General features: G+C 44.2%; 21 protein-coding genes. 9 read left to right on the plus strand and 12 right to left on the minus strand.

From position 1 onward, the window contains the following. Positions 1-15: 15 nt before the first annotated feature. From lipA to RTL34_RS04645, 5 genes are all read left to right on the plus strand, one after another. Positions 16-1104 carry a lipoyl synthase gene (gene lipA, locus RTL34_RS04625; protein ID WP_312114950.1) on the plus strand — a complete coding sequence of 363 codons (1089 nt, stop codon included), beginning with the start codon at positions 16-18 and terminating at the stop codon, positions 1102-1104. A gap of 88 nt (positions 1105-1192) precedes the next feature. Further along, positions 1193-2080, plus strand: coding sequence for an alpha/beta fold hydrolase (locus RTL34_RS04630; protein WP_312114952.1), 888 nt, complete (start codon positions 1193-1195; stop codon positions 2078-2080). A 197-nt stretch (positions 2081-2277) separates the two neighbouring features. Beyond that, entirely contained in the window at positions 2278-2712 is a 435-nt protein-coding gene (locus RTL34_RS04635) for an RNA-binding S4 domain-containing protein (protein WP_036598052.1), read from the plus strand. A gap of 114 nt (positions 2713-2826) precedes the next feature. Then, positions 2827-3936, plus strand: a complete 1110-nt coding sequence (murB, locus tag RTL34_RS04640) for a UDP-N-acetylmuramate dehydrogenase (protein ID WP_312114955.1) — start codon at positions 2827-2829, stop codon at positions 3934-3936. Beyond that, on the plus strand, positions 3911-4588 hold the full coding sequence (locus RTL34_RS04645; RefSeq protein ID WP_312114957.1) for a YdcF family protein: 678 nt from the start codon (positions 3911-3913) through the stop codon (positions 4586-4588). The genes murB and RTL34_RS04645 overlap by 26 nt, the downstream gene beginning before the upstream one ends. A 1-nt stretch (position 4589) precedes the next feature. Here RTL34_RS04645 and RTL34_RS04650 read toward each other — a convergent pair whose 3' ends face one another. After that, positions 4590-4910, minus strand: coding sequence for a rhodanese-like domain-containing protein (locus RTL34_RS04650; protein ID WP_312114959.1), 321 nt, complete (start codon positions 4908-4910; stop codon positions 4590-4592). 285 nt (positions 4911-5195) lie between these two features. Between RTL34_RS04650 and ccoS the strand changes: the two genes are divergently transcribed. Together ccoS and RTL34_RS04660 are read left to right on the plus strand one after the other, a co-directional pair. Continuing rightward, positions 5196-5426 (plus strand): cbb3-type cytochrome oxidase assembly protein CcoS, encoded by a 231-nt coding sequence (ccoS, locus tag RTL34_RS04655; RefSeq protein ID WP_007117308.1) that lies wholly within the window; start codon positions 5196-5198, stop codon positions 5424-5426. An 89-nt stretch (positions 5427-5515) separates the two neighbouring features. Beyond that, on the plus strand, positions 5516-6430 hold the full coding sequence (locus RTL34_RS04660; RefSeq protein ID WP_096489037.1) for a sulfite exporter TauE/SafE family protein: 915 nt from the start codon (positions 5516-5518) through the stop codon (positions 6428-6430). Positions 6431-6877: 447 nt separating this feature from the next. On the opposite strand, the gene RTL34_RS04665 is transcribed toward RTL34_RS04660, so the two are convergent. The 5 genes from RTL34_RS04665 to RTL34_RS04685 form a co-directional block, all read right to left on the minus strand. Next, a complete protein-coding gene (locus tag RTL34_RS04665; protein WP_312114964.1) occupies positions 6878-7057 on the minus strand; it encodes an oxidoreductase-like domain-containing protein in 180 nt (59 codons plus the stop codon). Positions 7058-7126: 69 nt separating this feature from the next. After that, complete coding sequence (gene mfd / locus RTL34_RS04670) at positions 7127-10729, minus strand: transcription-repair coupling factor (RefSeq protein WP_312114966.1); 3603 nt, start codon at positions 10727-10729, stop codon at positions 7127-7129. 233 nt (positions 10730-10962) lie between these two features. Further along, positions 10963-12219 (minus strand): alanine racemase, encoded by a 1257-nt coding sequence (gene alr / locus RTL34_RS04675; protein ID WP_312114968.1) that lies wholly within the window; start codon positions 12217-12219, stop codon positions 10963-10965. Between the two features lie 166 nt (positions 12220-12385). Next, the gene (gene rraA, locus RTL34_RS04680; protein ID WP_312115162.1) at positions 12386-12901 is read right to left on the minus strand and encodes a ribonuclease E activity regulator RraA; all 516 of its coding nucleotides are present in this window, start codon (positions 12899-12901) and stop codon (positions 12386-12388) included. A 43-nt stretch (positions 12902-12944) separates the two neighbouring features. Further along, on the minus strand, positions 12945-13658 hold the full coding sequence (locus RTL34_RS04685; RefSeq protein ID WP_312114970.1) for an NAD(P)H-binding protein: 714 nt from the start codon (positions 13656-13658) through the stop codon (positions 12945-12947). A gap of 350 nt (positions 13659-14008) precedes the next feature. Here RTL34_RS04685 and rpsT point away from each other — a divergent pair, with 350 nt between their 5' ends. After that, positions 14009-14278, plus strand: a complete 270-nt coding sequence (gene rpsT / locus RTL34_RS04690; RefSeq protein WP_007117302.1) for a 30S ribosomal protein S20 — start codon at positions 14009-14011, stop codon at positions 14276-14278. Between the two features lie 163 nt (positions 14279-14441). On the opposite strand, the gene adk is transcribed toward rpsT, so the two are convergent. The 6 genes from adk to RTL34_RS04720 all read right to left on the minus strand — a co-directional run bounded on the left by adk (position 14442) and on the right by RTL34_RS04720 (position 21235). Further along, positions 14442-15098 carry an adenylate kinase gene (gene adk / locus RTL34_RS04695; RefSeq protein ID WP_007115277.1) on the minus strand — a complete coding sequence of 219 codons (657 nt, stop codon included), beginning with the start codon at positions 15096-15098 and terminating at the stop codon, positions 14442-14444. A 261-nt stretch (positions 15099-15359) separates the two neighbouring features. Next, on the minus strand, positions 15360-16640 hold the full coding sequence (ccmI, locus tag RTL34_RS04700) for a c-type cytochrome biogenesis protein CcmI (protein ID WP_312114971.1): 1281 nt from the start codon (positions 16638-16640) through the stop codon (positions 15360-15362). Continuing rightward, positions 16640-17170, minus strand: coding sequence for a cytochrome c-type biogenesis protein (locus RTL34_RS04705; protein WP_472776756.1), 531 nt, complete (start codon positions 17168-17170; stop codon positions 16640-16642). Before RTL34_RS04705 ends, ccmI begins: the two co-directional genes overlap by 1 nt. Before the next feature lie 41 nt (positions 17171-17211). Further along, the gene (locus tag RTL34_RS04710) at positions 17212-17787 is read right to left on the minus strand and encodes a DsbE family thiol:disulfide interchange protein (protein WP_065252789.1); all 576 of its coding nucleotides are present in this window, start codon (positions 17785-17787) and stop codon (positions 17212-17214) included. Beyond that, positions 17774-19858 carry a heme lyase CcmF/NrfE family subunit gene (locus RTL34_RS04715; RefSeq protein WP_312114975.1) on the minus strand — a complete coding sequence of 695 codons (2085 nt, stop codon included), beginning with the start codon at positions 19856-19858 and terminating at the stop codon, positions 17774-17776. Before RTL34_RS04715 ends, RTL34_RS04710 begins: the two co-directional genes overlap by 14 nt. A 66-nt stretch (positions 19859-19924) precedes the next feature. Continuing rightward, positions 19925-21235: a DUF445 domain-containing protein gene (locus tag RTL34_RS04720; RefSeq protein WP_050325582.1), complete on the minus strand. Its 1311-nt coding sequence runs from the start codon at positions 21233-21235 to the stop codon at positions 19925-19927. Between the two features lie 467 nt (positions 21236-21702). Between RTL34_RS04720 and mrdA the strand changes: the two genes are divergently transcribed. Continuing rightward, a complete protein-coding gene (gene mrdA, locus RTL34_RS04725; protein WP_312114977.1) occupies positions 21703-23682 on the plus strand; it encodes a penicillin-binding protein 2 in 1980 nt (659 codons plus the stop codon). The last annotated feature ends 16 nt before the right edge of the window (positions 23683-23698 follow it).

The following is a 23698-nucleotide window of genomic DNA, read 5'->3' on the forward strand; positions in this document are numbered from 1 at the left end:
GGATTAATCATAGCAATGACCGACACTGTACAAACTTTTGCCCCTTCAACGCCGCGCACCGATAGACCCATCGCTCGTGACAAATCAAATTGCGACAAGCCAAAACGTCCTGAAGTGGGTGAAAAACTACGTGGCCATGATAAAGTTGCCCGTATTCCGATTAAAATCATTCCAACGGTAGAAACCCCAAAAAAACCTGACTGGATTCGCGTCAAACTGTCATCGCCCAGTGAAGTGGCGCGCATTAAGTCAACCTTGCGTGAACAAAAGCTGTATACGGTATGTGAAGAAGCGGCTTGCCCTAACCTTCCCCAATGTTTTGGTGATGGCACCGCGACCTTTATGATTATGGGAGATATTTGTACCCGTCGCTGCCCATTTTGCGATGTGGCGCATGGTCGCCCCAATGCACTTGATGAGCTTGAGCCGATTCACACGGCTGAGACCATTGCTGGTTTAGGGTTAAAATATGCGGTGATTACCTCGGTTGACCGAGATGATTTGCGTGACGGCGGCGCGGAACATTTTGCCAATGTCATTAAAGAATCTCGTCAGTTAAGCCCTAATTGCTTGATTGAGATTTTAGTCCCTGATTTTCGCGGTCGTGAGCAAGTTGCACTTGATATCTTAAGTGACACAGCGCCTGACGTGTTTAACCACAATATCGAAACCGTGCCACGTTTGTATAAAGCGTTTCGCCCAGGGTCGGATTATCAGCATTCATTACAGCTGTTAAAAGATTATAAAGCGCGTCGCCCGGATATCGTTACCAAATGTGGTTTTATGGTGGGTCTTGGCGAGACCGAAGAAGAAGTTTATGCCTTACTCGATGATTTAAAGGCGCATGATGTCGATTTAATTACCATCGGTCAATATTTGCAGCCAAGCAAATCGCACGCCCCAGTTGATAGATTTGTGCATCCTGATGAATTCGATCGTTATACGGCACACGGTAAAAAATTGGGCTTTGCAAATATTTGGGCAGGTCCGATGGTGCGCTCAAGCTATTTTGCCGATCGACAATATTATGGTGAGCCTTGCCCGCGCCCTACCCGTGGTGCCAATCCGTTATCAGAAGCGGATATGAAAAAATCAGGCTGTTGATTTGTGAATTTGTGCGTTGATTTAAAGCCGTCTTATGACGGCTTTTTTATGCTACCCTAATTATAAAATAACTCACAGGAAATTTGCGATGAATAACAACTACACATTCTATCTGCCTAAGGTGACGCCCGTTGCTACTTTACTAATCGTGCATGGCATGGCAGAACACCAAGGGCGCTACCAACCCTTTGCGCAATTTTTGGCAAACCATGATATTGCGGTGTTAACGTTTGACCATTTGGGTCATGGACAGCAAGCCTATGACAATGGTTGCTTAGGCTATATGGGTAACCCCAATCCTGCTGAGTTGATGATTGACAATGTGATGGACCATGCGCAGTTAATCGCTGAAAAATACCCTGATATCCCCCATTTTATCTTGGGTCACAGTATGGGGTCATTTATCGTTCGCTGTATTCTGCAGCGCTATGGTGAGCGATTTGCGGGCGCAATGATTATGGGTACTTCAGATTTTAATCCATTGGCAAATTTGTTTGTGCCTGTGACCAAAAATCTTAATCACTTTACCACGCGGCGCACCAATCCGGTATTGGATAAAATTTTAAACCAATTTAATAACCTACCCTTTAGAAAAGAACCCGATTTACAAGGGTTTAATTGGCTCAATTCAGATCCCAAGCAAGTAAAAGCCTACCTTGATGACAAGCTTTGCGGCTTTCAGTTTACCAACAATGGCTATTTTGCCCTCATGTCGTTGATGCAAACAGGCACCAATAAGCATTGGTATCAACAAGTACCCAGGCAGTTACCGCTGCTATTTGTCAGCGGAAAAGATGACCCTGTTGGGCAGATGGGGAAAGGCATTCCGCGTATTGTCAAACGTTTGCAACAAAATAATTTTATCTCGGTGAGCATGCAGCAATATGCAACGATGCGCCACGAAATCTTGCTAGAGCCTAATCACCAACAAGTGTATGACGATATTTTGGCTTGGCTCACTCACCATATCAATTAGCCTAAAAATCCCTGAGTCTTGCTAATAAGTCTGACTTTTCAGTATTTAAGCAGCGTTTTATAACTGTCATGATGAATAGACTATTAGCCTTGTTTTGACACGCCAGTTGCTTGTTAGAAATATCGATGTGACGTATTGAAAGATTCGAAAAAACAACCATTTAATCTAAAGTTATTCATGCAGTTAAGTTATAGGAAATGTCATTGAGTACAACTGATAAAATTAAAGTGCGTTTAGATAAATGGCTATGGGCAGCAAGATTTTATAAAACTCGCACCCTAGCCAAGGAAGCGATTGAATCGGGACGGGTCCACCATTTTGGCAATCGCGTCAAGGTTAGTAAAGAGATAGCGGTAGGTGATGAATTGACGATTCGTCAAGGGTCAGCCAATCATTACACCCAAAAGACGGTCAAGGTGCTGGCGCTGTCTGAAGTGCGTGGCAATGCCACTGCCGCCAGTGTGCTTTATCAAGAGACCGATGCCAGTATCAGTCAACGAGAATTTTTCACCGAACAGAAAAAACTTGCTAACCTTGCCCGCCCCGATCATCGCCCAAATAAAAAACAGCGTCGTCAGTTAAGCCGTTTTAGGGATATTAACCATTTTGGCAGTGATGAAGAAGGTTTTTAATTGGCTGTCATGGGGTCATAAAAATCGCAATTTTCCCTGTGATATTTCGTTATAATAAGCACTTTGTCATTGCACTGGCGATGAGCAACTCTGCCGATTATTAACGATATCTTTATGACCAATTTTTTTGAACCTAACCCTGTGCAGGCTAATGCTAGCTATGTGGATATTAGCGCATACAATACCATGGCATTAGCCTGTCAAGCCAAACAATTTATCCGTTTAACTCATCTGTCTGATATTGAGCCCACTTTTAAGCAACTGGCAGCCAATCAACAAGCGTTTATTGTGCTATCTAATGGCAGTAATATCATTTTGCCCGAAGTGTTGGACGCGGTTGTCGTGTCACCCAGTCTTAAAGGTAAAACCGTTCTTTTTGAAGACACCCAAACAATAACCCTTGAAGTGATGGCTGGCGAGGATTGGCATACGCTCGTCGTAGACACGGTCCATCAAGGTTGGTATGGGCTGGAAAATTTGGCGTTAATCCCAAGCTGGGTCGGTGGTAGTCCCGTACAAAACATCGGTGCGTATGGGGTACAAGCTGAAGATGTGATAGATAGTGTAAAAGCGTTTCATATACCGAGCTTAACGTGGCATCATCTAAGCAACGCTGATTGCGAGTTTAGCTACCGTGATAGCCTGTTTAAACAGCAAGCGGGACAGTGGCTCATTACCAGCGTCATTTTTACCCTCAGTAAAACTGCCAAACCCAATACCCAGTATGGGGATGTGGCAAAAGTTGCACAGCACTATGCAAGCCTAGCGGGTCGCGATGAAGTCACACCCGTGGATACCATGAATGCCATCATCGACATTCGTCAAAGTAAACTCCCCGATACCAACGATTTGCCCAATTGTGGCAGCTTTTTTAAAAATCCCATCGTCGCCAAATCTCAAGTTGACCAGTTACTGCAGAGCTATCCCAATCTGGTGCATTATCCTGTCAAAGATGCCCAAGGCAATTTGACCGATTACTGTAAAGTTGCGGCTGGCTGGCTTATTGACCAATCAGGGCTTAAAGGTAAAGGCATTGCACCGATTTTAACGCATGTAAAACAAGCCCTCGTATTGACTAACCATGCGCCAAAAGTTGCGACGCAACGTGATGTTGCCAAAAGTATGCGATTTATACAGGAAACTGTACTTAAGAAATTTGGGATAAAATTGGAAGCTGAACCGGTTTGGATTGAATCTGATGGTAGCATTCGCCAAGCTCATTAACTACCTTGAGCGATTTTTTTCAATCATCAAACAGATTTTGACCGTTGTGGTATTGGTGGGGTGTCTAATTACACTCAGTTTTTTTACACCGCTGTTTTCTACCATTGTATTGTTTATCTTAGATTGTTATCGCCTGCCAGAATCGGCGGTGAGTGTCAATCCTGCAACGGCGATTGTGGTATTAGGTGGCGGATTAACCAATAACCAGCAAAATGAGATTGTGATTAACCAATTTACCGAAAGTCGATTGATTAAAGCCAGCCAAGTGTATCAGCAGACTGACTTACCCATCATCGTCAGTGGTAAGGAGGCGCCATGGATGGCAAAGTGGCTGCAAAAAAAAGGCATTATGTGGGTCGTGGCAGAAAAAAACAGCTTTAACACCTGTCAAAATGCAAAATATACCGCAGAAATGGTCAATGTCAAACAGGTAATTTTGGTGACCGATGCGTATCACATGAACCGCTCAAGACGGCAGTTTGCCATTAATGGTATGGCTACTGTCCCAAGTATCGCCCCATTACCAAAGGCAAATGATTGGCAGCATTTTGATCAGAATTTGCAGCACTCAAGACGCGCCTTGTATGAATTGTTGGCATTCGCTCGCGATCTTGTCAAACCCCAATACGACTGCCAACCGACCAATAAATAACTTATTTTTGAATTTCGACATTGGTGTAGCCAGCTGATTGCAAAGCAGATTTGGCTTGTTGGGCACGACCGCCACCACGGCTATACACTTTAATGGTATCTGATTTGGCAATGCCTTGCGCCGTTATTTTGGCAAGTAATTCACTGTGTGGAATATTAATGGCACCTGCGGGATGATTTACAGAATACTCCTCTGGGGTACGCACATCAATAACTACTGTCGCCGCGTTTGCTGTTGGCATCAATAATGCGCCAACCATGACAGCCGCGCCTAAGGCAAGCAACTGTTTCTTTGAAAGCTTAAAGATTTTAGGCATCAACATCATAATTTCCTTGTAGAATTTTGAGTTTTAAAACCAAGTTAAACCTCAATGTTTAACCTGCTATGATTATAGCATTCATTGTTCGCACTCAAATCACTGAGTTGCTTTGATTTGCAACCCATGTGTTTGTTTTGTAAGCATACCAATGGCTATTTATTTGATTGCTGCTATTTAATTGCTACAGCAACGCTGCGACATTTTGCCGCATTTATTTATGTCAAAATAAGCGTATAATGGTTTTTTTAACTTAATTCGTTTGTTTACGCCAAGTAATGGGGATGCCCGATGCAAAGCATGTATTTTTTGATTCCTATTAGTCTAGTGCTATTTGTATTGGGTATTTTTGCCATTTATTACGCCATCAAATCACGCCAATTTGACGATTTGGACAATGAATCTCAGCGGGTCATTTTAGATGACAGACAATTTCGCCGTGAACAATTGGGTCAAAATCCCGCCAAGCCTTCATCTTCTCATCCCCCAAAAATACAAGACCCTACTGACGAGCAAAAATAACGCGTTGGTGTTATCTTTCTTCCTGCTGATTTCTTTCTATTGATTTATCTACGTTTTGCAAAAATTTTTAGACTTTTTTGGAGCATTTTATGACCTGGGCATTATTTTTGGCAGCCTTTAGCATGGGATTGTTCGGCTCACCGCACTGTCTAGGGATGTGCGGTGGCATTGTGACGGCTTTTGGGCTGTCTATGCAGCATGTATCGGACAGCAAAAAAAATGGCTTGATTTTGACGTATCATTTGGGACGCCTCATCAGTTATTCCTTGCTTGGATTGATTGCCGGTTTTGTTGGGGTGGCAATCTTTCAATCCATTATGAGCAACAGTGCGCCAAGAATTGTACTGGGTGCGGTATTGGTGTTGATTGGGCTTGCGATGCTTGGGTTACCGCTGTTTAATCAGTTAGAAAAGTTCGGGATGCGCTTTTGGCAATCGCTTGCCCCGATACGCAAAAAAGTGTTTCCGATTGATAGCTTTGGTAAAGCTTTGTTTGCTGGCTTGCTTTGGGGATTTTTGCCGTGTGGATTGGTGTATGGTGCGCTCATGATGGCGATTGCTGGCAACAACGTCGCTACAGGGGCGGCTCTAATGTTTGTATTTGGGCTAGGTACCATGCCGATGTTGATTGCCACGCAAAAAACTGTGGGGATGCTACAGTCGAGTATTAAAAATTTTCGTCTTCGCCAAATTAATGGGGTGATTATGATGTTGTCTGGGCTTGCGGTGATTTTTATCCCGATGATGATGCACCATAACCATGGTTCACATAATCAAGGTTCACACAGTCATGCCATGAATGAGACGAGTATGCACCACGATATGTCGACGATGAATCATTCTGCGTCTAATCCTGCTTCTATGCCAGCTTCGACTACCATGCCTATGAACCATAATATGAGTGATGATATGAACCATAATCATAACATGAATCACGACATGCACAATATGCAGGATATGGATAAGCACCATGAGGTGGCGATGCCTGCCAGTACCAGTCCCTAATCACTAGTTACTAGTTACTAGTCAGTAATCATTCATTTATATTGCCCAAAAAAAACAAACCTCTTAATCGGTATATTAAGAGGTTATCGGTTGCGAATTTTTACGTTTTACGCTTAACTTGCAGTTTACATTTCTACCGCGTCATCGCCTTCGTCAAGATAGATGATATCGGTTTCATATTCAAACGCTTCATTTAACATATCTAACATTTTTTACTCCTATCCTTCTTTATCCAATGATTATGGATTTTTTATTCATTTTAAGGCTTTTGCCATTTTTTAGTTGTTTACTTACTATTTTACGTTATCAATGCAACTTCATAACGTCATGATATTTAACGTGAGTTTGATGACAGTAGCATGAAATTCATGTGACAGGAATATGAATTTACAAAAAATTACTTTTATTGAAGAATAATCCAGCTACCGAGCAGGTTTGTCGAGGTCGCTAAGTAGTTTTAGGCACGCTTTTAAGTCGCTGTTGCTGTTCGTCATAGGCTTGTTTTTGGACGCGGTAAATTTCATAAACGCACAGTTCTTCGCAGCCGTTGTTGCAACATTCCCAATCTTCAGGATAGGTAGGTTCTTCAATCAGGCGCTCGCCATTAGGTAATTGATTTTCCATCATTTTCTAAATCTTCTTTTTCGCTATAACACGCTTATGATGAGCCAATAATTATTTATTATCAGGTCATCATCACGTTTTTAAAGATAATTTCTCTATAAGATTCTTCACCGCATCAATCCGTCCTTCTGGCGTGGCAAGGGCTTTGTCGTCCATCATTTTTAGCCCTGTCGCGCCATTCATTTTAAATTTTTTCGGATTCGATTGAATAAGCCCAATAATGGTAATGGCTTCCACAGGGGTATTGGGCGAAAACTCAAAGGTGACTTGGCGCTCATTGCCATCAATTTTGCTAATCTCCAGCGCTTCAGCCATTAAGCGGATTTGGTGAATGGCAAACAGATTTTTGGTGGGCTCCGGCAAACTGCCAAAACGGTCTAGCATTTCGCTGCGGATACTAATTAGGCTATCATAGTCTTCAGCATTGGCAATTTTTTTATAAAACAATAGCCGCTGATGGACATCACCCAGATAATCTTCAGGAATGAGTGCCGACAAATGCAGATTAATGTCACTGGTTAGCGATAATGGGGTGTTCAAATCAGGTTGTTTACCTGCTTTGATGGCTTTGGTGGCACGGTTTAGCATATCCATATACAGATTAAAACCAATCGCTTGCATATTGCCGCTTTGGTTTTTGCCCAGTAGCTCGCCCGCCCCACGAATCTCAAGGTCTTCACTGGCAAGCATAAAGCCTGCCCCCAATGTGTTAGCACGGCTGATGGCATCAAGGCGCTTTTGGGCGTCGCTGGTCAAGCCTTTAATCGAAGGTACTAGCAAATAACAGTAGGCTTGGTGGTGACTACGCCCAACGCGGCCGCGTAGTTGGTGAAGCTGGGCAAGCCCGAATTTATCGGCACGGTTAATGATAATGGTGTTGGCATTGGGGATATCAATGCCTGTTTCGATAATGGTAGTACACACCAACACATTGTGTCTTTTGTGGTAAAACGATTGCATGATTTGCTCAAGCTCTCGTTCTTTCATCTGACCGTGAGCCACTGCTACCCGAGATTCGGGCACAAGCTCTCTTACGGTTTCTGCCATGCGCTCAATGCTTGCCACATCGTTATGCAGTAAAAACACCTGGCCGCCACGCAATAATTCACGCAAAATCGCTTCTTTGAGTAAGTTATCAGACTTTTGCATGACAAAGGTTTTAATTGCCAACCGCCTTGCCGGGGGCGTGGCGATAATCGACATGTTTCTCATACCCGATAACGCCATGTTCAGCGTGCGTGGTATGGGTGTCGCGGTCATCGATAGTACATCGACATCCGATTGCATGGCTTTGATACGCTCTTTATCTCGGACGCCAAAACGGTGCTCCTCATCGACAATCATCAGACCTAAGTTGGCAAACTTGACATCTTCTTGCAAAATACGGTGGGTACCGATAACGATATCAATTTTACCTTCGGCTAAGCCTTTGAGAATCGCATCGTGTTGTTTTTTGGTGCCAAAGCGCGACAGGCTTTCAATACGAATGGGCCAATCGGCAAATCTATCCAAAAAGTTGTCTTCGTGTTGCCCAGCAAGCAGCGTCGTCGGTACTAGCACTGCCACTTGATACCCTGCTTGCACCGCAATAAAAGCGGCACGCATTGCCACTTCGGTTTTACCAAAACCGACATCGCCGCAAACCAGCCTGTCCATGGGCTTATTTTGCTTCATATCAAACTTAACCGCTTCAATGGCATTGGCTTGGTCGGGCGTTTCTTCAAACGCAAATTGACTGGCAAATAGGTCATACTGGATTTGGTCAATTGGGAAGTTAATGCCCACTTTGGCATCACGGCGGGCTTGCACGTTGAGCAGTTCTGCCGCCACATCATGAATTTGGCTGAGTGCTTTGGCTTTAGCTTTATCCCATTTACCGCTACCTATGGTATGAAGCGGTGCGGTTGCCGAGTCGCCGCCAGCATAACGGCTGATAAGCTGCAGATTTGCCACAGGCACATACACACTGGCATCATCAGCATAGGTAAGGTGAATGAACTCTTGCAGTTGTCTATCAATCTCAAGCGTAATCAAGCCTTGATAACGCCCAATACCAAAATCAATATGCACCACAGGGTCGCCGATGTTAAGCTCACTGACTGATTTAACCAAAAACTCATCAGATACATCGCTTTGGCGACGGCGGCGAGTCTGTAACACCTGCCGTCCAAACAACTGGGTTTCTGAGAGAATCGCAAACTTATCGGGAAGTAACGCGCCTCGTTCAATCGGTGCAATGGTCAAGGCAATCGCAGTACTATGTGCCTCATCCATGTTTGCAAGAAAATCGGTCAATCCTGAAACACTTTGTAAATTAAAGCGTTTTTGCAACAGCTCCGATAAAATCTCACGGCGACCCGCAGTTTCGGCAACCAATAATATCGGTTTAGCAAACTGCTCGCGAAATGCCATCAATCTTTGCAGTGGCTCAGCAAGTTTATGGTCAACGGTTAAATCAGGTGGTGTGTCAACCACTGCGTTGATTGCCCCTGCTTTGGTGTCATCAATTGGCTGTTCGCTGGTGATAATGCGGGGATATTGGGCAATTTTTTCGTTAAAGATATGTTCTGCCAGATACAAATCCTGCGGTGCCACAATCGGTTTTTCGATATCGTGCCTGCGGTCATTGTAGCGAGTTTGGATTTGTTGCCAAAAATTTTGGTAAGCTGTCTCTATTTGATTATCGACGATAAACAAGCTATCTTTGGGCAAATAACTAAAAAAATCCGAGCCATTTTGCCAAGTATCCGCTTCAAAGAATAATGGCTGATAATACTCCACCCCCGCGGGTGCAATGCCGTTCATCACATCGTTAAACAGCTCAAAACGGCGGGCAGATGTGTTGGCAAAGGTGCTAGCAAAATTGGCGCGAAACGTTTCTTTACCCTCATCCAGGGGAAATTCTCGCGCCGGTAAAATCTGAAAACTGGTGATTTTACCGATGGTTTCACCCGATTTTTTTTGACTATTGATAAACTTGACATATTGATGGGGGTCACTGTCTTTTAATTCGTCCAAATCCGCTTGGGTCAAGCTACGCTGGGTTTGCGGGTTAAAAAAACGGATACTCTCAATCTCATCATCAAATAAATCAATGCGCACTGGAAACGGCTGACCAATGGCAAACAAGTCAATCACGCTGCCACGTACAGCAAATTCCCCGGGCTCAAAGACATTATCTACCACATGATAGCCTGCGGTTGCCAGTTTTCGACGTTCGGTTGCCACATCAAAGGTGTCACCCACTGACAAATCAAAGTGTTGCCCCAATAGCCATGAGGCAGGGGCAACGCGGTGCATTAAGGTCTGCACGGAAATCAGTAAAATACCATCAGTTGGCATATGAGTAAGCAAATGAATCCGCTCAGAGACAATATCATGGTGCGGTGACAGTTCATCATAGGTAAGCGTTTCCCAATCAGGAAACACATGGGCATCAACCCCACTAAATGCCAACTCTGTTTCAAGCTGATTGAGCTGATTTTGGTCACGGGTCACGACCACTTTTAGGCGGTTTTGCTGACCGCTATCAATGCTAGTCAGACTGGCAAGCCATAAGGCTTGGGTCATGCCTTGTAAATTGCCCAGCCATTTTTTGTCATGCTTAGCATTGTCAAACAACGATTGGTTGAGGCGAAAGGAAAGATGAGACAGTGGGTGTGTAGCATTCGTCATTGTTATCGGTCTTTTGGTTATAAGTCTTTTGATTAAGAAAGGCAAAAAAGAATGACGTTATTGTGGGGGTTTTTGCTGAAAAATTAAAGCTAAAATAGCAGTGTTTTAGCAGACTTTTTGGCAATAACACTTTAACACTTTATCCCTGCAATGCAGCAATCTAGCGTTTTTTACCAAAGTGATATGCAAAAAAAACACCGCCAATTTGACGGTGCTTTTTTGTCAAGTTGACGTTATTTTTTGAGCCATTTAGTAGTTTGCGCTTTGACAAATTTGGGATTTGAGTTACCCCAGTTGGCGTAGATTTCGGTAAAGAGTGTACCTGTGATATCTTCGATTTCCGACTGGGTGATTTCGGCACTGCCTTGTTTACCAAAGATAACCACCTCATCGCCTGCTTTGACATCGGGGTAATCGGTGACATCGACCATAGTGGTATTCATCGAGATTTTGCCCAATGCCGGGACTTTATGACCATTAATTAAGACATGACCTTTGTTGGTAAAGGCGCGACGGTAGCCGTCTGAATAACCAAATGGTAAGTTTGCCAAATAGCTATCTCGTGTCAAGGTATAAGTGCGGTCATAGCCAACCGTTGAACCTTTAGGATAGAAATTGACGCTAGCCACACGGCTTTTGAACGACATAATGTAGTTAAAATCTGGACGTTCATAGTAAGGCTCGCCAAACAAAATCGCCCCTGGACGCACCATATCAAACCAACCTTCTGGCACGTTCAGCGACACAAACGAGTTCGCCGCATGGATGGTGAGTTTTTTACGGTCGAGTTTGGCGGTTTTAATCAGCCAATCAGTGTTTTGTTTAAAACTAGCCAACCCTTTTTGTACATCGGCTTTATCCTCAACAGGAAAATGGGTCATGATACCGACGATGTGGAGATTTTTAAGCTTGGTAATTGCCAAAGCGTCTTGTTTAGATTTCTCAACGCTCAAATCTAAGCCGTTACGGTCCATGCCACCATCGTTGAGTGCCATATGAAAATTAATGACCATGCCCGCTGCTCGTGCGATATCACTGGCAGTTTGGGCTTGTTTAAGGGTACCAAATAACTCTTCGATATTGTATTTTAAGCCGTCTTCAATTTCTTGGTTGGTCGCCGTACGCACCCGCATCACTCGTCCTTTATAGCCGTGTTTGCGGGCGATACGGGCTTCTTCGTTACTGGCAATGCCGATACAAGGCACTTTATGCTCCATCACGATAGGCATCAAATTATCAATGCCAAAGCCATACGCATCGGCTTTTAAAATCGCACAAATTTGGGATTTACCACCTAAATGCGCGCGCATCGCTTCAATATTATGACCGTACGCCTCAGTATCTATTTCAAGCCAAGCGTTGGTATTGGTAAGATTAACGATGTGAGGATTATCGCCAGCATACGTTAGCGCGGGCGCGGCTTGCGCGGGCGCAGCGTGATACATGACGGTGGCGATGGCAAGCGATAGCAGAGTTTGATGTAGTTTCATAATAATTCCCAAAATGATATGACAATAAAAAAATCAGAAAAAGCACGCGCTTTCATGCGCTGATGTTAACGCAGTCAAGCCATATAACCAGTTAATATATTAACAATTGATGCAGTTTTTTAACCAACATAGATTACTTTTAAGTTTAGTAGCTTAACTTAGCTCATTAAAGCAATGATGTCGTACTCACAATTATGCCATTGTTATCGGCATACACAAAGTCGCCATTATTTATCGTGATTCCGCCAAAATTGAGCGTCACGCCCACATCGCCCACACCCTTGCGATTGGATTTGCGAGGGATAGCGCCGAGCGCTTGTACGCCAATTGGCATTTTGCCCATATCATCCACATCTCGCACACAGCCATACACAATCACGCCAGCCCAGCCATTATCAACGCCGCTTTGTGCAATCATATCACCCAGCAAAGCGCAGCGCATTGATGCCCCACCATCTACCACCAAAACCTTGCCATTGCCTTTATCATCTTTGCCATGCATGGCTAACAGCTCTTTAACCCGGCTATTGTCTTCAAAGCATTTGACGGTTACCACTTCACCGCCAAATTTTGTGTTACCGCCATAGCTAAAAAAGCGTTTGCCTTCCATGTTGGGTGCACAAACCTGACATTCTGGATTATCATCTAATAAATCGCAGGTAATAAAATTTTGTAAGGTCATATCGCTCATCATCGCTCCTTAAGTCAATCGTTTTTTGGGAAAGTTAGTTTCTAAACCGCGTCATCTCTAGCATTTCACCGTTACTGATAACTTGGGTTTTCTTGGCGGTATCGACGCGATTAGCAGATTTTTCATAAGTATGTTTGATGTGCCAATTGTTACTCACCAGCGCCATTGCCATCGCCACCCTATCGGCTTCTATGGGACGGACAGGCAGTTTTTTGGGTACGATAGGTTTGATGAGTTTGTACGCCGTCTGCGCGATGGTTTCAAGTTTACGGTCATCGTGTTTGCCAAGCAGCAAGGAGGGACGAAAAATTGCCAATTCTTGAAAGCCTAAATTGCCAATCGCAGTCTCAAGCTCACCTTTGACACGGTTATAAAAAAAGCGACTGTCAGCATTAGCGCCCATCGCCGATAACAAAAAAAACCGCTCTACGCCTTTTTGTTTGCAAGCTTTTGCAAAGGCCACATTATAGGTAAAGTCGATTTGTCGAAAGGCGGCTTCACTACCTGCTTCCTTAATGGTGGTACCCAGACAGCTAAAAGCATCGGTGTCTTTACCAATCGACAGCGCAGACACAAATTCATGCATTTGATTAAAATCTTTGAGCTGGTAGAAATGCATCGAGTCACTCAACCCTTTTGGCTGAGAGCGCGCAATGATAATGACTTTTTGATACAAACTGCCAAGTTGAGTGAGTAATGAATTGCCTACCAAGCCGGTTGCACCGATGATTAATGCTGTGCGCTGCATAAAACAATGACCTCAGTATGAATATTTTATGAGTTTGTAATGTCATTTTATTTAATCACAGATAATCAAAACTTTCACCTACAAATACGTTTTTTTCAGCGTTGATGAGCATTGCGCGATGGTTTTTTAGCCAATAGACGAAATACGCTGAATAATCTGCCGAATAAGTTGTTATTGTAGCGTGAGTTTGCTAAAATAGCGGGCTTTAAATCCGCTTGATATCGTTAATTGTGTTTCCGTGTCTAGTGATTCAAGGATTCAAGCAACCCTAACTACCCGTGTCTGTAATAAGCGAATGGCTGCTCACTTACTAACAGATCGATTTATATTGCAAATCCAAGGAGATTTACGTGGCAAATTCTGCACAAGCTCGCAAACGCGCTCGTCAAAACGTTAAACGTCGTCAATTAAAAGCATCACAACGTTCTATGGTTCGTACTTTCATCAAACATGTGGTAAAAGCCGTTGAAGATAAAAATTACGAAGCAGCGACTGAAGCTTACAAAAAAGCAGTTCCAGTGATTGACCGTATTGCTGACAAAGGCGTGATTCACAAAAACAAAGCAGCACGTCATAAAAGCCGCTTAAACAAAGCAATTAAAGCCCTTAAAACTGCTTAATTGTTTGTTGCATTAAAAAAGCCAATTCATATTGAATTGGCTTTTTTATTGAGACTGATTTAGCTATAAAACTGATTTAATTATAAAAAAAGCTGAAATCGAAATTTCAGCTTTTTATTTAGCCTACCTAAAATCCCATCGATGCGTTTCATCAGGGTTTTAATTATGCTTTTAACTCGGCAAGGACTTGTTCACTGACTTTATCAATCGCTTGTGTACCATCAAATTTGGCATAGCGTGGCGCATTTTGACCTGATTTTGCCAAGTCTTGATAAAAACCAACCAAAGCTTCTGTTTGGTTATGATAAGTCGCTAAACGATCACGGATGGTATCTTCTTTATCATCCTCACGCTGAACCAAATCTTCACCGGTTTCGTCATCTTTACCTTCCACTTTGGGTGGATTATAGATCACATGGTACACGCGACCTGAAGCAGGATGAGAGCGACGACCTGACAAACGAGACACGATGTCTTCATCAGGTACGGCAATTTCTACCACGTTATCGATGTGTACGCCTGCATCGGCTAACGCTTGTGCTTGTGGAATGGTACGGGGAAAGCCATCAAAAATGCAGCCGTTGGCGCAATCTGGCTGCGCAATACGGGCTTTAACTAGGTTGATAATTAAATCATCTGAGACAAGTCCGCCGGCATCCATGATACTTTTGGCTTGTTTGCCAAGCTCAGTACCTTCTTTGATAGCGGCACGTAGCATATCACCTGTTGAAATTTGTGGAATATTAAATTCCTTGGTGATGATTTGTGCTTGGGTACCCTTACCAGCGCCAGGTGGCCCTAAAAGAATAATACGCTTCATAAACCTATTCCTTAAGTCGAAATTATTAAAATCGCCCTATCTCATTACTGCAATAGCAAAAAAGACCCACAAATGGTGTGTTCGAATAACTAACAGTTTTGAAATACTGGGTTAACAATACTCGTTAACCGCTAAAATCTCAAGCAATTTTTGCAAAATAATTTAAATTGATAGGGGTATTAAAAATAAAAATGTGGCAAGCTTTAATCCGCCCCTTATTCAATTAATCCCCTATTCAATCAAGAGATTTTTCATAACGATTTAAGGCACGATTTTATCAATCAATACGGTTGTCGAGTCAGCCGTTTTCTCTAGCGGTACGGGGTTACTCGTCAAGTCACCACTTTGCGGCATGGCGTCACCTGAAGCACTAACCCGGGCAGTAATCACCAATGGCTCATTCGTGCTAATCGCCGAACTTAAGGTCATGGTCGGCATGATGCTATCGTTATCGCTGATGTTAATTGCCATACCATTGATGGTTAAGCTATCTGCTGACAGTTTTTTGGCAGCAACAGGGGGACCACCTGCCATCTTACGCACATTAACAAATAAGCTTTCGCCTTTTTTCACCCGCCCTAATATCTCCGGGGTGACTTTGACATTGACTGTAATCGCCTGTTCGCCTTGGGCTTCCCGCTGGTTGATAGTCTGCTCAAGTTCAGATAAGCTGCTTAAGGCTTGGGTATGATCGCCAGGACGCGCTTGGATTTCGGTGCGTAGCAGTTCTACCCATTTTCGAGATTGCGCGTAGTTACCCGCTCGCATTTCACCCATTGCCATCAGCATTTGTGCGCCTTGGTGTTTGGGACTTTTGGCTAGAATATGCTCAACCACTTGACGGGTTTTGTCATCCATTACCCCGCCTTGGGTAAAAAAGCTCGTTTGCGCGTAAGTGATGGCGACTTTTTCATCATCAGGATTGAGACGATACGCCCTTGCCAAGGCTTCAATTGCTTGCTCGGGCGCTTGCAAGGCTACAAACACTTCAGATAGACGGAACCAACGCAGCGGATCGGTGGCATGATGATGCACGTTGGTTTGCATGGCACTAATGAGTCCCACGCTGTCTTTGGTCGCCCATTCGGGTGGTGTATCAATTTTTGCGGTCAATAAGTCATCCGCGACTTTTCCCAAGCGATTTTGTGCATCCCATAATTGATAGACCGGCGTGCGATCGGCAATCATCGCATAAGCCATCGCAGATAACAGCGGAATCCAGATGATAAATATCAGACGGCTTTTCCAATTGGGGGTAAAATGGCTGGTATCTTGATTGTCACTGATGTCTAGTAATTGACGCTCTAACGCCAGTTTTTGGGTTTGATAAGTCGCCTCATCGATTTGACCCTCACCAAAATCAGTTTCAAGTTCTACCAACCGTTGTTTAAATACTTCAATATTGAGCGTTAGTAGCTGATTATCAGTGCGATTGGCGATAGCGTGATGGTCTTGGGTTTGCAACCAAGGTAACAAAATAAATACCGCAAGCGTGATAGCAAACAAAAGCGCGACAATGATAAAAATAATTAGCGTTGACATTAATTTTCCTTAGCCACTGCTTGATCGATTTCACTAGTTTTAGCATTGGCAGCGTTATCATTGGCGTTTAACAAGTCTTGTAATCGCTGTTGTTCGGCGGCTGAGAGTGGCGCATAGCCGTCTTCTATGGGGTTAGCGATGACAGCGGCACGTTTTGACGAATTACGGTTACGAATAAACCAAGCCAACATTACAAATACCAACAACACAGGCGGAAAAAACCATAAAATCCAGGTGGATGGTCGCACAGGTGGTTTGTAGCTAATAAAGTCACCGTAGCGCTCATTCATATACTGGCGAATTTCGGCGTCAGAACGACCGTCTTTGACCATATCATAGGTCTTTTGTTTTAAATCTTGGGCAATTGGCGCATCGGAACCTGCCAAGTTTTGATTTTGACATTTTGGACAACGAAATTCTTCAATGAGCGCACGATACTGGGCTTCTTGGCGAGGGTTGTCAAATTGGTAGGTATCAATATTTGCCCAAGCCGACATGGATAACCCTGCGACTAGCAACACCGTAGCCATCGCCCTGACTATCAAATGAAGAATTTTTGCAAATGTGATACTCATTGGCACACCTCACGGATTTTAGCATCGGCGGCTTGTTCACGTAGCGCAGTCATACAAGGCAATACTTGCTTATTGTAGCGCTCTTCGTTGATTTCACCCAAGATATGCTGGCGCACATTGCCCTTGCCATCAACCACAAATGACTCTGGCACACCTGTCAGACCCAAATCAATGCCAAAATTCCCTTCTTTATCTTGCACATTGAGGGTAAATGGGTCTTCATGGGTGTTGAGATAATCGAGCGCGTCTTTGGTTTCATCTTTATAATTGACCCCAACAATCGGTACACCTGCTTTTGACATTTGCAATAAAAACGGGTGTTCAACTTTACAAGTCACACACCAAGATGCCCATATATTGAGTAGAAATGGCTGTTTGGGTAGCTGTGCTTGGGTAATCATTTGTGATGGGTTACCCAAAGACGGTAAGCTAAAACTTGGCAAAGCGCGATTGAGCGAGGTGTTGGTCACTACCGTGGTATCTTTGCCCAACCGCGTATAAAACAGCGCAATGATAATCAAAAAAAGCACCAAAGGAATCAAAAACCAAAGTTGTCTTTTACGCATTGCCATGAGCACTCTCCTCACCTAACTCACTGTCATTTTTTACTAACACGGGGGCGATTGCCGCTGGGGTGTTAATCGCTGCCAAATTCCCCGACTTGTCATCACTCATATCAGCAAGTCTAGGCAGTTTACGATAGCGTTTATCAAACATACTTAAAATCGCACCGAGCGCCAGCACAAAACCACCCCACCACACCCAGCGTACGCCAGGTTTGATATAGATACGCACCGCCCATTTAGTGGCATTGGCTTCACTTTGATTGGCGTCCAAAATAGGCTCTCCCATTGCCATATAGATATCTCTTAATGGGTTGTACTGGATAGAAGCTTCGGTCATGGGCATTTGACTGACCACATAATGGCGTTTTTCTGGATAAAGGGTGGCGACTATTTGGTTATTTTTACGAACACTGACCACCGCTTGGGTGGCATCAAAGTTGGCGCCGCGAATTTTTTTTAGCTCATCCATCGTGAACTGGTAGCCCTGTACTTCAACCGATTGGTTTTTTTGCATGGCAATGTCTTTTTCGATACTTAGGCTTGTGGTAATGGCAATGCCCATCACGGATAGTAAAATACCCAAATGCGCTAGCTGCATTCCCCAATAGCCCATGTGCAGACGTTTCAGCCCAGCGCCCAGCGAGCGCGCGTTACGGGTTTTGTCTTTGATATCAATCACCATCCATACCAACACCCATAGACACAGTGCCGCTGACATAAAGATGTTGATATTGATGCCACTCACCAAGAAATAGCTTAAAACCCCGGCTAACACAAAACAGCTGGCTAAAATCGCCAAGCCTATACCCAACAATGGACGAGTGTTTTTTTTCCAACGGCTGACCGGTCCAATGGCTAAAAACAACAACAATAACCAAGTTAACGGCACAAATAACGCATTAAAATAAGGCGCGCCCACCGATACTTGACCCAGTTTTAACGCATCGGCCAGCATTGGATAAAGTGTGCCAATGACCACCACGATGGTTGCGACTAATATAATAATGTTGTTGATGACCAATAATGTCTCACGAGATTTGAGCTGATAATGGCTTTCTTGGGTCAAACGCCAACCGCGCCACGCAAACATCGCCAGACCGCCACCGATTACCACGCCCAAAATCACTAGGATAAACAGACCGCGGGTGGGGTCTGCGGCAAATGAATGAACCGAGGTAATGACCCCCGAACGTACCAAAAACGTACCCAATAAACTCAAGGCAAAAGTGAAAATCGCCAACATAATCGTCCAAGCTTTGAATACGCCGCGCTTTTCGGTAACTGCCAATGAGTGTAATAATGCCACCCCACCGAGCCAAGGCATAAAGGACGCGTTTTCCACAGGGTCCCAGAACCACCAGCCGCCCCAGCCAAGCTCGTTGTATGCCCACATTGAGCCAAACACGATCCCTAAGGTCAAACAACACCAAGCCGCTAGTGTCCAAGGACGCGACCAACGCGTCCACACCGCATCTAACCGACCTGCCCATAATGCTGCCATGGCAAAAGCAAACGGTACCACCGCGCCCACATAGCCCATATATAGCATCGGTGGATGAAAAATTAATCCAGGGTCTTGCAGTAGTGGATTCAAATCTTTGCCATCCACTGGGATGCTGGGTAGACTGCGATTAAAAGGTGACGACACAAAAATCACCATGCTTAGCATCATCATTTGCACAAAGGCTATAATCACCAACACGCGTGCGCGCATGGCAAGCGGCAAGCTTCGACTAAAAACGGCCACCGCCGCGCCCCAAGTCGCCAAAATGGTGACCCACAATAACAGTGAGCCTTCATGCCCGCCCCACGTGGCGGATAGGCGATAGTACCAAGGCAGCAAAGAATTTGACTGATTGGCGACATAAATCAACGTAAAATCATTGGCATAAAACCCATACATCAGGCACAAAAATGACGTACCGGTTGCCAAAAACTGAGCAATGGCAAGACTTCCCGCCAGTCGTTGCCAAGCAGGTTGGTGTTTGAACACCCCCACTGCTGGCAAAATAACCTGTAAAATGGCAATCACCAAGGCTGAAATAAGCGCAAAATAGCCCAATTCAGTAATTAACATACCCACTGCTCCTATCGCTGTAGTGGTTATCACACTGTAGAATTTTCACCAAAAAAATGGGTCAAACTAATAAAACACTAATATCAAATGTATCCAGCCCGCCAAAAACCCTGTCACACCGCCCAAAATAATCAGTGTTAATTCATCTTCACGAAAGGCAGGACGCAACAGATTTTGAAATTCATTGGGCGTCAATGCGCGAATGCGGTCTCGAAACAGCCCAAAGATTTTTTCTGCGCGGCTAAGGTTAAGCTCAGGATTACTCATCGGCACCATGGTCGCTGCAATTGACTTATCAATAATCACGTGTCTGAGCTGACCAAACTCTTTACGACCCAAACCAAATTTCAAGCTCGTTTGAATCACCTGTGATTCCAACATTGGGTTTAGGTGCTTTTTAATCAGCTCACGCGTTTGCATCGCACGGCTGCCATACATCATTTCATACATGATGTTTTTGAGCGTGACCAAATCTTTGACCACAATCTCAGCAAACACCTCAGAGACCTCAGGCTGGCGTTTCATAAAACCACCTTGCCAGTTAAATTGTCCCATATGCGGTTTTTCAAAGCGGATAAACGGCAGCGATTTGCTAAAACTAAAAAATTTGGGATAGCGATAATAATGCGGCTCAATTGGATTAAACACCATCCAGATGGCAATCCAGTTGGTCAACAGCCCCCAAATCGCGGCAAAAAACGGCACCGTCCAATGCTGCGGCACAAACCAAAAAATCGCCATCTGCAAAATACCAAATACAAACCCAATCAGCGCACTGATATGCCAAATAAAATTAATCTCTTTTTGACCTACTTTCAAAAACATACGCACCATCAGCGCACGGTCGCTTTCCATCTTGTTGACAATCATCTCGCGCATATCGACCAAGTTTTCGACATTGTAGGTCAAGTCGAGCACCAGATTTTTCATGATAGCTGGCAATTGCTCGTGTCCATAGGCATAGATACGGCGTTTGACAGCAAAAGGCAGATTCGCCCACAGCGTTGCCGAGCGCTCATTCATGATTTCATCAATCAGCAAATCCAAGTTTTGGTTCATGGTTTGGCTGATAAAATCTGCCACTTCTTCAGGGTGCATAGCTTGGAAAAACTCATCGAGCGAGCCAAGCTTGGATAAAGTTTGGTCAACGATAATCCCGGATATTTTACCCGCTTTGCGTGGCACAATGCCCTGCCAGCCGATACCGCCGCCTGGGAATCCTTGAATCTTAATCCCCCAAAAATGAATGGGATAAAATAACATCTTGAGCGCCATCCATACATGCGCCCAAGTCACGACTGCTGTCACAAATGGAATGGTCAGCATGGCGAAAAATTGCGGATGGGTTGCAAGCTTGTGCCAAATTTCTGCAAACATATCAAAAAAGCTCACATAGTGAAAAAGCTAAAATCAAAGGACCATAAAACCGAGATGACATTACAAGGTTTGCTTGACAACGTCTGTAGTATGGGTGCGTGAATATGGGTGCGTTCAAACCGCTAGATTTTAGCACAGAAAGATACATTTTACCTGAAGAAGTTGTATTTTTAGCCCTTTTGCGTCCCTATGTTATTATCCATATTGCCGTCAATGGTGCTATCATAATTTGATACACTTGTTTTGACAGCAGCCGTTAGTTATTTGCGATTTTGACAGGATTTGGGCATGCTTATTTACCACATTTTATGCTAGTATATCGCTCTTAAATTTTGACTTAAGCCATCAGATTTAAGCCACCCATATAGGAGCTTAGTAGCTGGGTGATATCCCTATATTTGCATTAAGCTAAACATTCATCGCACCGCGACCCTTTTTAAAACCGTTCTAATTGCTGTTACCCGCTTATGAAATCACCCCATTCTTCAGATATGCAACGTGAAAATCTCATCTTTCGCCGCCGGGTAATTTTGGCATCGGTGTTTGTGTTTTTGGGCTTGGTTGGCTTGATTGTACGCTATGCTTATCTACAAATTTATACCCACGACCAGTACGTCACCCAGTCTGACAATAATCGTATCAAGCTGGTTTCTGCGCCGCCCAGTCGCGGCTATATTTATGACCGTAACGGCGTGATTTTGGCGGATAACCAGCCTGTTTTTACCGCTGTTATCAGTCCTGATGAAATTGACAATCCTGACAATACCTTGGCACTACTCACCCCGATTTTTCAGTTGACACCTGAAGAAATCAGTGAAGCTTCAAAAGCCCTTAAAAAAAGTAAAAATGAACCTGTTACCATTAAAATCGGACTTACTGAGCAGCAAGTTGCCCAGTTTAGTGAACGTAAACCGTTTTTTAAAGGCGTGACAATTCAAAGTAAACTTACGCGCACCTATCCCTACAGCGATTTATTTGCCCATGTGATTGGCTATGTTGGGCGTATCAGCGACAATGATAGTAAAAAGCTGGATAAAAAGCTGTATGCAGGCACCGATTTGATAGGTAAAACAGGGATTGAAAAATATTACGAGTCGCTGCTACTGGGCAAACCCGGTTATCAATCAATTGAAACAAATGCCTATGGTGATATCATCAAAAAACTCGATACCAAACCGCCCATTCCCGGCAATGATATTTATCTAAGCCTTGATTATGGCTTGCAAAAATTGACCAGCGATTTGTTAAATGGCAAACGCGGCGCGGCAGTGGCAATTGACCCCAACACTGGCGAGATTTTAGCCTTTGTCAGTAACCCAAGTTTTGACCCCAACCCCTTTATCACTGGGATTAGTAGCAGAGAATACAAGGCGCTGCAACAAGACCCCGACATGCCACTGTACAATCGCGCGCTGCAAGGGCAATATCCCCCGGGTTCTTCTATCAAACCGATTGAGGGTTTGGCAGGGATTCATTACGGCATGATGGGATGGGACAGTAGTATTTATGATCCGGGTTATTTTAGTCTGCCTGGCGATAGCCATAAATTTCGTGACTGGAAAAAATCGGGTCATGGTAACGTCAATTTGCATAAATCCGTGGTCGAATCTGTCGATACCTACTACTACAAACTGTCTTATCAACTGGGTATTGACCGGCTTCATGATTGGATGACGCGTTTTAATTTTGGTAGTAAAACAGGGATTGATTTGCCGGGAGAAAAAACCGGGGTCTACCCTTCTACTGAGTGGAAAATGAAAACCTATAAAAAAGCCTGGTTGCCTGGGGAAACCATTTCTGTGAGTATCGGGCAAGGGTATTTTTTGGCGACACCCTTACAGATTGCCAACGGTATCGCCATGCTAGCCGGTGATGGACAGCATTTAACCCCCCATCTGCTCAAAAAATCCACCGGTGCCGAACATGTCACCCCTATTGAAAAGCCCGATGGTAAAATTCAATACAACGGTAACCCCAATGATTGGCAGCGTATGCACCTAGCCATGGAAGATGTGGTCAAAAAAGGCACAGCGCATAATATCTATACGCCAACTTATCGCATCGCTGGCAAAACAGGCACAGCGCAGGTCAAATCTATCGCACAAGGTAAACGCTATAACGAAGCCGCGCTTGACTCGCGTCACTGGGATCATGGCTGGTTTGTTGGTTTTGCCCCGGTAGAAAACCCGCAAATTGCCATTGCCGTTATCGTAGAAAATGGGCGCCATGGTGGCTGGGTAGCGCCAATTGTGCGTAAAATGATGGATTACTGGCTCATTGATAAAATCAAAAAACCGATTGTGCCACCGTCGCCTGAAGAACTTGTCAAAATCAATGCCGAAAAACAAGCCGCCAAATTGCAACGGGCAGCGTTAGTTTTGTCGGGTAAACCTATTATCGCAAAACCCAATACCGCCAAACTCACTGCAGTGGGTGGCGCTGACTAACGTAATGTAGATGTCC

The sequence above is a fragment of the Moraxella sp. CTOTU47915 genome, assembly GCF_031986685.1.
In the GTDB taxonomy this organism is placed as follows: domain Bacteria; phylum Pseudomonadota; class Gammaproteobacteria; order Pseudomonadales; family Moraxellaceae; genus Faucicola; species Faucicola tetraodonis.

Bases quoted from the DNA above. Each gene is read 5' to 3' on its own strand.
- RTL34_RS04645 (WP_312114957.1), top strand. From the start codon at position 3,911: ATGGTAGCATTCGCCAAGCTCATTAACTACCTTGAGCGATTTTTTTCA.
- ccmI (WP_312114971.1), bottom strand. From the start codon at position 16,640: ATGTCAACGCTAATTATTTTTATCATTGTCGCGCTTTTGTTTGCTATC.
- RTL34_RS04710 (WP_065252789.1), bottom strand. From the start codon at position 17,787: ATGGCAATGCGTAAAAGACAACTTTGGTTTTTGATTCCTTTGGTGCTT.
- ccoS (WP_007117308.1), top strand. From the start codon at position 5,196: ATGCAAAGCATGTATTTTTTGATTCCTATTAGTCTAGTGCTATTTGTA.
- RTL34_RS04720 (WP_050325582.1), bottom strand. From the start codon at position 21,235: ATGTTTGCAGAAATTTGGCACAAGCTTGCAACCCATCCGCAATTTTTC.
- mrdA (WP_312114977.1), top strand. From the start codon at position 21,703: ATGAAATCACCCCATTCTTCAGATATGCAACGTGAAAATCTCATCTTT.
- RTL34_RS04650 (WP_312114959.1), bottom strand. From the start codon at position 4,910: ATGTTGATGCCTAAAATCTTTAAGCTTTCAAAGAAACAGTTGCTTGCC.
- alr (WP_312114968.1), bottom strand. From the start codon at position 12,219: ATGAAACTACATCAAACTCTGCTATCGCTTGCCATCGCCACCGTCATG.
- mfd (WP_312114966.1), bottom strand. From the start codon at position 10,729: ATGACGAATGCTACACACCCACTGTCTCATCTTTCCTTTCGCCTCAAC.
- rraA (WP_312115162.1), bottom strand. From the start codon at position 12,901: ATGACCTTACAAAATTTTATTACCTGCGATTTATTAGATGATAATCCA.
- RTL34_RS04630 (WP_312114952.1), top strand. From the start codon at position 1,193: ATGAATAACAACTACACATTCTATCTGCCTAAGGTGACGCCCGTTGCT.
- RTL34_RS04660 (WP_096489037.1), top strand. From the start codon at position 5,516: ATGACCTGGGCATTATTTTTGGCAGCCTTTAGCATGGGATTGTTCGGC.
- lipA (WP_312114950.1), top strand. From the start codon at position 16: ATGACCGACACTGTACAAACTTTTGCCCCTTCAACGCCGCGCACCGAT.
- RTL34_RS04635 (WP_036598052.1), top strand. From the start codon at position 2,278: ATGTCATTGAGTACAACTGATAAAATTAAAGTGCGTTTAGATAAATGG.
- RTL34_RS04705 (WP_472776756.1), bottom strand. From the start codon at position 17,170: ATGGCTACGGTGTTGCTAGTCGCAGGGTTATCCATGTCGGCTTGGGCA.
- murB (WP_312114955.1), top strand. From the start codon at position 2,827: ATGACCAATTTTTTTGAACCTAACCCTGTGCAGGCTAATGCTAGCTAT.
- RTL34_RS04665 (WP_312114964.1), bottom strand. From the start codon at position 7,057: ATGATGGAAAATCAATTACCTAATGGCGAGCGCCTGATTGAAGAACCT.
- adk (WP_007115277.1), bottom strand. From the start codon at position 15,098: ATGAAGCGTATTATTCTTTTAGGGCCACCTGGCGCTGGTAAGGGTACC.
- RTL34_RS04715 (WP_312114975.1), bottom strand. From the start codon at position 19,858: ATGTTAATTACTGAATTGGGCTATTTTGCGCTTATTTCAGCCTTGGTG.
- RTL34_RS04685 (WP_312114970.1), bottom strand. From the start codon at position 13,658: ATGCAGCGCACAGCATTAATCATCGGTGCAACCGGCTTGGTAGGCAAT.